Here is a 9,596-nt window from a genome sequence, read left to right on the forward strand (position 1 = left end):
CCCCAGACCCGCGCCCATTTGGACACGGTCACCCCGGGCACGTAGCCGACCCGCAGCACATCGGGAGCAGTCGTGTTCATCCGCCCAGCGTATGGGACCGTCACACACGAGCCGCGGCCCGTGCCCCGAACGTCCGGCGACTCACAGTCCGTGACGGCTCTCCCCGCCTACCAGCTCGGCGACCTCGGATTCGGCCAGGGCGGAGAAGGATTCCCGGGTTGCGACGGCCGTGCGGACCTCCTCGGCGACCAGATCGGCGTTGATCTGAGCGCCCGCCATGGCGCCCGCGGCCGCCGACGCGCCGACCTGGGCGAAGGGTTCGGTGACGTTGCCCGCCAACCAGATTCCGGGTACCTCGGAGCGGCCGAAGGGGTCGGCGGGGATATGTTCGCCCGCGCCGCTGAAGTGCTGGGCCAGGGGCAAGCCGAGGTCGGTGAGGAACTCGCCGCGGGCAACGGCGTACGGGCCCACAGCCAGGGACGCTCGGGGAACCAGCGTGCCGTCGGACAGGCGTACGCCGGTGATGTGGTCGTCGGCGGTCTCGATGGCCGTCACCGTGCCCTCGACCACCCGAATGCCGCGGGCGGCCAGCTCGGCGGCCTGATCCGCGGGCAGATCGGTGGTGTGGGTGAAATAGACGATGTCGTCGCTGAGCTGGCGGAACAGCTGTGCGCTGTGCGCGCTCATCGGGCCGGTGGCCAGGATGCCGATGGCCTGGTCGCGAATCTCCCAGCCATGGCAGTACGGGCAGTGCACGACGCCGCGGCCCCACTGCTCGCGCAGGCCCGGGACATCGGGCAACCGATCGACCACGCCGGTGGTGATCAGCAGGCGGCGCGCGTGCATCGTGCCACCGTCGGCGAGCGTCACGACGAAACCGGTGTCGTCGCGGGACGCGGCGACGACCTCACCGTCGAAGATCGCGCCACCGTACCGGCGGACCTCGGCGCGGCCGAGTTCGAGCAGTTCGGCCGGTGGCATGCCCTCACGCCCCAGTAGCCCGTGCACCCCCTCGGCGGGGGCATTGCGCGGGGCTCCCGCATCGATCACCGCGACCGATCGCCGGGACCGGCCCAGCATCAGGGCGCCGTTCAGCCCGGCCGCACCGCCACCCACCACGATCACGTCGTACTTTTGTCCGTCTCGCATCTGCTCGGTCGTCATGACAACCAGAGTGCGACCATCTGGCGATTCCGGCAAGTGACTTTGCTGAAATGGCAAAAGTAGCCTTCGGCGCGTGGCTCACCGGCTCCCTGACGGGCACGCATCGCGACGATATGCGACCGTTGGTGCTCCGATCCGCGTACAGGCGGCAGCGATATTCCGGGAGGCGACGTGATTCGACACAGCCGATGGGCGGGGATCCTCGTCGCCTTCGCGACGGCGGCGTGCCTGCTTCCGGTCTCGCCCGCCGCGGCCGAACCGGAACTCTCCGGTCCCCCGATGGGCTGGAATTCCTGGAACTCCGGAATCGCGTTGAACGAGAAGAATATCGAGCAGACGATCGACGCCATGGTCGCCTCCGGCATGCGCGACGCCGGATATCGGTATGTGAATCTGGATGCCGGATGGGCGGCGGCGACCCGCGACGCGAACGGCGACCTTCGGGCCGATCCCACCGAATTCCCGCACGGCATCGCCGCATTGGCCCGCTACGCGCACGAGCGGGGCATGCTGCTGGGCCTGTACTCCAGCCCGTACAACGAAACCTGCGGGCAGACACTGCAGAACGCGAGCGCGGGCCACGAGGCCCAGGACGCGCGCACCTTCGCCGCCTGGGGTGTGGACTACCTCAAATACGACTGGTGCCGGGACACCGCCAACCTGAGCGATCAAGTGCGGAAGTTCACCGCCATGCGAGACGCGTTGCGCGCCACCGGACGTCACATCGTCTACAGCATCAATCCGAACAGCGCGAGCACCGATACCGCGGGCGCCTACGACTGGTCGCGAATCTCGGACGTGACCCGCAATGCGCACGATCTGTTCCCGTTGTGGCACAACACCCTACCGACCGTGCTGATCAACGACCTCAACACGCGGCAGTACCTGGGCGTGACCGACCAGGTGGCCGCCGCCGCACCGCTCGCCGCGCGCAGCCGTCCCGGCCACTGGAACGATCCCGACATGCTGGTCGTGGGCGAGCAATTGAACGAATTCCTCGGGGCGCATCTGGGCACCCTGCCGGGCGCAGTGCTCAAGACCCTGCCGCTGTCGTTACAGCAGCAGATCGCCGACCGCAGCGTGCTGAAGAAGCTCACCGCGCCGTTCACGCTCAGCCCGCAGCAGCTCACCGCGCTGCGCAGCCAGCAGGTCAGCCTGACCCCCGACGAGCAGCGGACGCACTTCTCGCTGTGGGCGATGCTGAGCGCGCCCCTCATCGCGGGTAACGACATCCGCACCATGTCCGCGCAGATCCGCGACCTCCTGGCCAACCGCGAAGTCATTGCGGTGGACCAGGATCCGGCAGCGGTGCAGGGCGCGTTCCTGCCCACCGACGACCGGGTCATGACCAAACGGCTGTCCGACGGTTCGATCGCGGTCGCGCTGCTCAACCGCGGGGCCGCCCCCGCGGACATCTCCACCACGGCCTCGGCCCTCGGCCTGCCCGCCGCATCCTGCTACACCGTGCGGAACCTGTGGACGCACACCACCTCGGCCACGACCGGGCTGATCGACGCCACGGGCGTCGCCTCGCATGCCGCGACCATGCTGCGCCTCACCCCGCGGTGCGGCTGATTCTCCGGGTGGCAGACTTGGACGGGTCCCGACCCCGTCCCCCGGAGGTGGTTGACCGATGAAAAGTACCCGCATCGTCCTGGCCTCGCGCCCGACCGGTACGCCCGAGCCCGAGAATTTCCGGACCGAGACCGTGGAACTCCCCGCGCCCGGCGAGGGCGAGGCCCTGCTCGAGACGCTGTATCTGTCACTGGACCCGTATATGCGCGGGCGGATGAGCGATGCGCCGTCGTATTCGCCACCGGTGGCGATCGGCGGGACCATGGTCGGCGCGACGGTCTCGCGAGTGCTCGAATCACGCGACGCCGCAGTGCGATCCGGTGACATCGTGCTGGGTTACGGTGGGTGGCAGACACATTCGGTCGAGCCGATCCGCCAGCTGCGCCGCCTGGACCCGGCGGCCGCGCCGGTGACCACGGCCCTCGGCGTGCTGGGTATGCCCGGTTTCACCGCGTATTCGGGCCTGCTGACCATCGGCCGCCCGAAATCCGGTGAGACCGTGGTGGTCGCGGCGGCGACCGGGCCGGTCGGCTCCGCGGTCGGACAGATCGCCAAGATCCAGGGCGCCCGGGCGGTCGGCATCGCGGGCGGTCCGCAGAAGGTGGCACTGCTGCGCGAGCGGTTCGGATTCGACGCGGCAATCGACCACCGGGCACCGGATTTCGCCGATCAACTGGCCGCCGCGACCCCGGACGGCATCGATGTGTACTTCGAGAACGTCGGCGGCGCGGTATTGGACGCGGTGCTACCCCGGCTGAACGAGTACGCGCGAATCCCGGTGTGCGGGTTGATCGCCGGCTACAACGCCACTGCCCTGCCCGAGGGCCCGGACCGGCTCGGGCTGCTCATGGGCATGATCCTGCGCAAGAGTCTCACGGTGCGCGGATTCATCCAGCGCGAATTCGCCGCCGAGCAGTTCCCGGCATTCGTCGAGCAGATGCCGCAGTGGCTCGCCGACGGGCGGGTGCGGTATCTCGAGGACGTCGTCGAGGGCTTCGATCACACCGTGGAGGCGTTCCAGGGGCTGCTCGTCGGCAAGAACGTCGGGAAACTCGTTGTGCACGTTGCCGATTGATCTTGGCCCGAATTCGTCAGGTGAAACGTTCGGCCGATCGGCGCGATATCAGCAATCGTGAGCACCATTGCACTTCCCCTGACACCGGCCGATCGGCGGGCGGCGGTCCGGCGGCTGGTCACGATCTTCGGCTCGATGAACGATCTGATCGACCTTCTCGACTCGGACCCCCGGGACCCCGCCCTCGCCCGCGCCCGCAGCACCCGGGACATGATCGCCAATCTGATCGTCGACCTGGCCGGAACCGCCGCCGGCACGTCCGCCTGAGATTTTCTGCCCAGCGACCACACGGCTCGGCCCCGGCGGGATTCACCGCGCTCGCGCGCGCCCCGATTTCAGAGTTCTCCGCTATCGGCCTCCCCCTTCATATATTCGTTTCCGCCGTGTTCCAGGGCTTGCACCAACACCGAAGCATCATCGGGCAATGATTCAGCAAATACGCCGAGCAGATCTCGGTCGCGAGCGCAAGCCGAAGGATTTCGAAACTTAGGCTCGCCTAGGGTTGGATCTTCCTATAGGTATGCCTTACCTTGGCAGAGTGAATTGGGCTGAGGCGGTACCGAACCTTCTGATCTGTCTGCGGGAGGGTCTCGAGGCGGGTCTCGTTGTCACCATCCTGCTGGCAGCCGTGCGGAAGGCCGCGACACCCGAACGTCCCGTCTCGACGACACCGATCTGGCTCGGCCTGCTCGGCGCGGTCTCGGTGGCGGGCAGTTTCGCGGCGGTGCTCACTTATTCGACCAGCGTGCTGTCCAGTAGCGCGCAGGAAGCGGTCGGCGGCATCCTGAGCGTGCTGGCCGTGATCATGGTCACCGCGATGATCTTCTGGATGCGCCGCACCGCCGCCTCGCTGTCCAAACAGCTGCGCGGGGAGGTGGCGCGGGCGGTCACGCTCGGCGCCGGCGCGCTGGTGCTCACCGCCTTCCTGGCCGTGGGCCGCGAGGGGCTGGAGACCACGCTGTTCGTGTGGACCGCGGTGAAGGCGTCCGGCACCACGGTCGCCCCGCTGATCGGCGCGGCGCTGGGTCTGATCGCCGCGATCGCGCTGTGCTTGCTGCTGTATCGGCAGAGTGTGCGGTTCAACCTCGGTGTGTTCTTCAATCGCACGGCGGTGTTCCTGATCGTCATCGCCGCGGGTGTGCTCGCCTACGGACTCGGCGATCTGCAGGACGCGGGCCTGCTGCCGGGCCGCCAATGGGTGGCGTTCGACCTGACCGCGCATATCGATCCGAACGCTTGGTGGGTCTCGATCATCACCGGTGTCACCGAGCTTGCGCCGAAGATGACGGTGCTCCAGGTCGTCGCGTGGGTCGTGTACCTCGCGGTGGTGATTCCGCTGTTCGTGCGGGCGGGACGTCCGGCGGCAGCAGCTGTTGCCGCCAACACCGCCCCGGCGGCCGACTCCACAGCTGTCGCCCCCGTGACCACCGGTGCGCCCGCGGCATCTGTCGCTCCCGCGAACGCCGACGGATCGGCGACTGCCGACGGATCGGCGGCTACACCCGCGACACCAACCGGCAACGAATCCGTCGGCGCCGCAACCGCTGCCGCGAGTTCCGCACACACCCCCGACTGGTGGGAGCGCGTCGCGGGCCCGCGCCTGCCGATCGTCGCCACCGCGCTGGTACTGGTTCCGGTGCTCGCCGCGGCGGTCGCGATCGCGCTGCTGCCCTCCTCCGAAAGCGGTACGGTCCAGGCGGTCTCGATCACCGAGACCTCCTGTGCGCACGAATGGAAGTCCGGCAGGTCCGGCGCCCAGACCTTCGCGGTGCAGAACAAGACCGGTAAGGCCGGCGAGATCAACCTGCTGAACGCGGGCGGCGCGATCGTCGGCGAGATCGAGACCATCGGCCCGGCCACCACCGCCGATATGACCGCGACACTGGGCAACGGCAGCTACACCATCGCCTGCCTGATGTCCGGCCTGCCCAAGACCACCTCACCGACCGTGCAGATCAGCGGGGCGGCCGCGGGCGCACCCATGGCCGTCGAACCGGTCACCGCCGACGATCTCACCCCCGCGAACAACGCCTATCAGACCGTCGCGGCCCAGGCGCTCACCGATGTCTCGAACGCCCTGGGCACGCTACGGGGCGATATCCAGGCCGGCAACATCGCGGCCGCACAGGCCGATTGGCTCAACGCGCAGATGGCGTGGGAGCGGGTCGGCGCCTCCTACGACAGCTTCGGCGACGCCGGAACGGCCGTGGACGGGCTGCCCGACGGTTTGCCGAACGGGGCCGCCGACGACGGCTTCACCGGCTTGCATCGCGTGGAGTACGGCCTGTGGCACGGTCAGGGCCCCGACCAGCTGCTGCCGGTGCTGGACAAGCTGAACAGCGACATCGCCGGGGTCCAAAAGAATTTGGGCAGCGACGATCTGGCCGGCGACCCGACGAATCTGCCGATCCGCGCGCACGAAATCCTGGAGGACGCGCTGCGTGACCACCTGTCGGGCATCGACGATCAGGGTTCCGGGTCGGCATATCCGTTGACACAGGCCGATATCGACATCACCCGCACGGTGCTGGACGAACTGGCCCCGCTGCTGGACGTGCGCGCCCCGGGGCTGCACACCACGCTCACCACCCGGCTGGACGCCCTACAGGCCGCGCTGACGGCCACCCAGGACAACGGCCACTGGCGCGCACCCGCGCAGACTCCCCAGCCCCAGCGCCAGGCCGTGCTGGCCGCGACGGGCGCGGCCCTGGAGCAGCTCGCCCGGGTGCCGAACCTGCTCGAAGTGCGCATCCAGCACTGAAATTCGCCCCACAGACCACGAAACACCTCAGTTAGGACCCACGATGGATGTCAGTCGCCGCCGATTCTTCTCCGGCGCCGTCGCCGGTGCGGCCGGAACCGCCCTGACCGCAGGGGTTCTCGCAGAGGGCGCACACAAGGACGCGACCGCGGCCACCGTCGGCCAGCCCGTGCAGGCCGACTCGTACCCCTTCCACGGCACGCATCAGGCGGGCATCCTGACCCCGGGTCCGGCGAACAAACAGAATGCCTCGTGCTTCGCCGCCTTCGACGTCACCACCGCCGACCGCGCCGAACTCGTGGATCTGTTCAAGACCCTGACCGGTCGCGCCCGCTTCCTGACCGCGGGCGGCACCGCGCCGGACCTCGGTGTGGGACAACCACCTTCGGACAGCGCGGTGCTGGGAACGGATATCCCGGCCGATGGGCTCACCGTGACCACGGGAGTCGGCGCGAGCCTGTTCGACGACCGGTTCGGCCTGGCGAAACTCAAGCCCGCCAAGCTGACCCCGATGCGGACGTTCCCCAACGACTCCCCCGATCCGGCGTGGATGCACGGCGACCTGCTGGTACAGCTGTGTGCGAACCATCCCGACACCATCCACCACACGATCCGCGACATCACCCGCCAGACCCGCGGGGCGATGCAAATGCGCTGGAAGATCGAGGGTTACAACTCCCCGCCCCGCCCGTCCGGAACCGGGCGAAACCTGCTGGGCTTCAAGGACGGCACCGGCAACCCCACCGGCTCCGAGGCCGAATCGCTGATCTGGACCGACGATCCGGCCGAACCCGCGTGGACGCGCGGCGGCACCTACCATGTGGTCCGCCTGATCCGCATGCTGGTGGAATTCTGGGATCGAGTCTCGATCAACGAGCAGGAGAACATGTTCGGCCGCCGCCGCGATTCCGGCGCTCCCCTGGACGGCAACCAGGAATTCGACACCCCGAACTTCGCCGCCGACCCCAAGGGTTCGGTCATCCCCCTGGACGCACACATCCGCCTGGCCAACCCCCGCACCCCCGACACCGCCCGCCAGCAGCTGATCCGCCGCTCCTACAACTACGACCTGGGCCTGGACCCCAACGGCAACCTCTCGGCCGGCCACATCTTCAGCTGCTACCAGCAGGACGTCCAGCGCCAATTCGAGACCATCCAAACCCGCCTGATCGGCGAGCCCCTGATCGACTACGTCCAGCCCTTCGGCGGCGGATACTTCTTCAGCCTCCCCGGCGTGGCCGACACCAAGGATTGGTACGGCCGCGCACTGCTGAGCTGAGCGCGCAACCCATCAGCCTGTTGGACCATAGTCCCGAGAACTGTGGTCCCAAGCCCCATTCGTAGTCCCTATCGAACATGTCCGACGGCTTCTCCACAGCACCTCCAGTCCTCGAATCGATGGGAGTACAGTCCCGGGAACTGCACTCCCATCAACTCGAGGCCTGGAGCGCCGTCAACCCGAAGAGTGCATGCGCGACTGCCCTGGCCTTGGACTACGAATACGAGCCGACCGCTGGTTCGCTCTGCGGGCGCAGGTGCGGGCCCGGGACGAAGTCCGGGTCGACCTGGTCGGCCAATTCCGCACCGGCCCAGGCATTGGCGTTGCGGATGTGGAATTCGACGGCGTGGCGCTGGTAGGTGTGCCAGTCGCGGTCCGTGGCGTCGAGGATGTCGCGAAGGGTGGCCAGGGCGGCGAGGTTGTCGGGTTCGAGGTCGGCGATCGGGTGGATGGCGCCGCGTTCGGCGGCGCGTACGTGGGCCGAGCGGTCGATCCAGCACAGCAGGTTCTCGCCGACCTGTTCGCGCAGGAACGTCAGATCGTCGGCGTCGCAGACCTTGTTACCGACGACCGCGATGCGGATGCCGAAATCCTTTGCGTAACTCGCGTATTGGCGATAGACGCCGACGCTTCGCAGGGTCGGTTCGCAGACCAGGGCGGTCAGGTCGAAGCGGGTGAAAAGGCCCGAGGCGAACGAATCCGCACCCGCGGTCATATCCACCACGACGTATTCTCCCGGACCGTCGACCATGTGGTTGAGCAGCATTTCGGCCGCGCCGACCTTGGAGTGGTAGCAGGACACGCCCAGATCCTCCTCGGCGAACGGACCCGTCACCGCCAAGCGCGCACCGCCGACCTCGCGGACACAGGCGTCGTAGATCGGATTGCGCTCCACCACGCCCAGCAGCCGCGAGCCCGCGCCCGGCGGCGTGGTCTTGATCATGGCCTCGGCGTTGGCAATTCGCGGATTGTCGCCGCGCAGGTATTCCTTGATCAGCGGCAGGTGCGCGCTGAGCGTGGGCAGCGTCATCGCGGTCTCGTCGCCGGCGCCCAGCGCGGTGGCCAGATGCTGGTTGATATCGGCGTCGATGGCCAGGGTCGGCAGACCCCGATCGACGAGGTAGCGCACGAACAACGAGGACAGCGTGGTCTTACCGCTGCCGCCCTTGCCGACGAACGCGATCTTCACGAAAACCCCTTTCGAAAATGATTACCATATTCAGATGCGCGACACAGTACCCCATCGGCCACCGGCGACCGCGCAGACGGACCACTGTCGGCGCGGATACACAACCGACGTCGCTGCGGGAACAGAACATTCACCCCCGAATCCGAAGAATTGCCCTCGACCCCAACGCCCCGCTTCGGAGGACACCGTGTCGAGACTCAGCACGGCCGCCACCTTGGGTGATCGGCTCGGCCAGGGCTCGGGCGGCACCCGGTTCGCCGTCGGGCCGACCGGGGGTAGGCGCCGACGAAGTAGCCGGCCTGCGACTCACCCGCCCGCGCGCGGTTCCTCCGGCGTACCGGACGGGGCGCGCATAGGGTGGTGATCATGGCGGAGACCGACGATCTCGATCATGTTGCGGCTCTCGACGGATTGCTGTCGGATGTGGGCCTGTCGAGCGACGATGTCGGGGGGCGGGTGAGCTTCGCGGGGCGTGATCCGATCGTGGCGGCGCGACATCGGCTGGGGGCGTGCATCGGGATCCCGATCATGGGCGCGGCGGTCGGGGCGGTCG

General features: G+C 68.2%; 8 protein-coding genes. 6 read left to right on the plus strand and 2 right to left on the minus strand.

The genetic code is table 11. The annotated features are described in order from the left end of the window. Window positions 1–141: 141 nt before the first annotated feature. Entirely contained in the window at window positions 142–1,164 is a 1,023-nt protein-coding gene (locus tag JZ791_RS42290; protein ID WP_216903308.1) for an NAD(P)/FAD-dependent oxidoreductase, read from the minus strand. Between the two features lie 171 nt (window positions 1,165–1,335). Between JZ791_RS42290 and JZ791_RS42295 the strand changes: the two genes are divergently transcribed. The 5 genes from JZ791_RS42295 to efeB all read left to right on the plus strand — a co-directional run bounded on the left by JZ791_RS42295 (window position 1,336) and on the right by efeB (window position 7,854). Further along, window positions 1,336–2,739 (plus strand): glycoside hydrolase family 27 protein, encoded by a 1,404-nt coding sequence (locus tag JZ791_RS42295; protein WP_308163463.1) that lies wholly within the window; start codon window positions 1,336–1,338, stop codon window positions 2,737–2,739. Window positions 2,740–2,797: 58 nt separating this feature from the next. Then, entirely contained in the window at window positions 2,798–3,814 is a 1,017-nt protein-coding gene (gene curA, locus JZ791_RS42300; RefSeq protein ID WP_216903309.1) for an NADPH-dependent curcumin/dihydrocurcumin reductase, read from the plus strand. A 57-nt stretch (window positions 3,815–3,871) separates the two neighbouring features. Continuing rightward, window positions 3,872–4,081, plus strand: a complete 210-nt coding sequence (locus JZ791_RS42305; protein WP_216903310.1) for a hypothetical protein — start codon at window positions 3,872–3,874, stop codon at window positions 4,079–4,081. Window positions 4,082–4,334: 253 nt separating this feature from the next. Further along, window positions 4,335–6,575 (plus strand): iron uptake transporter permease EfeU, encoded by a 2,241-nt coding sequence (gene efeU, locus JZ791_RS42310; RefSeq protein WP_438804636.1) that lies wholly within the window; start codon window positions 4,335–4,337, stop codon window positions 6,573–6,575. Between the two features lie 43 nt (window positions 6,576–6,618). Further along, window positions 6,619–7,854, plus strand: a complete 1,236-nt coding sequence (gene efeB / locus JZ791_RS42315) for an iron uptake transporter deferrochelatase/peroxidase subunit (RefSeq protein ID WP_216903312.1) — start codon at window positions 6,619–6,621, stop codon at window positions 7,852–7,854. A gap of 214 nt (window positions 7,855–8,068) precedes the next feature. On the opposite strand, the gene JZ791_RS42320 is transcribed toward efeB, so the two are convergent. Next, window positions 8,069–9,043, minus strand: coding sequence for an ATP-binding protein (locus tag JZ791_RS42320; protein WP_216903314.1), 975 nt, complete (start codon window positions 9,041–9,043; stop codon window positions 8,069–8,071). A 366-nt stretch (window positions 9,044–9,409) separates the two neighbouring features. On the opposite strand from JZ791_RS42320, the gene JZ791_RS42325 reads away from it, so the two are divergent. Beyond that, window positions 9,410–9,596: hypothetical protein (locus JZ791_RS42325; protein WP_438804637.1), on the plus strand; the 187-nt coding region annotated here is incomplete at its 3' end.

The organism is Nocardia alni (genome assembly GCF_019038435.1).
GTDB lineage: Bacteria > Actinomycetota > Actinomycetes > Mycobacteriales > Mycobacteriaceae > Nocardia > Nocardia alni.

Excerpts from the sequence above, each read along its gene's own strand:
- JZ791_RS42290 (WP_216903308.1), bottom strand. The coding sequence starts at position 1,164 with ATGACGACCGAGCAGATGCGAGACGGACAAAAGTACGACGTGATCGTG.
- curA (WP_216903309.1), top strand. The coding sequence starts at position 2,798 with ATGAAAAGTACCCGCATCGTCCTGGCCTCGCGCCCGACCGGTACGCCC.
- efeU (WP_438804636.1), top strand. The coding sequence starts at position 4,335 with ATGCCTTACCTTGGCAGAGTGAATTGGGCTGAGGCGGTACCGAACCTT.
- efeB (WP_216903312.1), top strand. The coding sequence starts at position 6,619 with ATGGATGTCAGTCGCCGCCGATTCTTCTCCGGCGCCGTCGCCGGTGCG.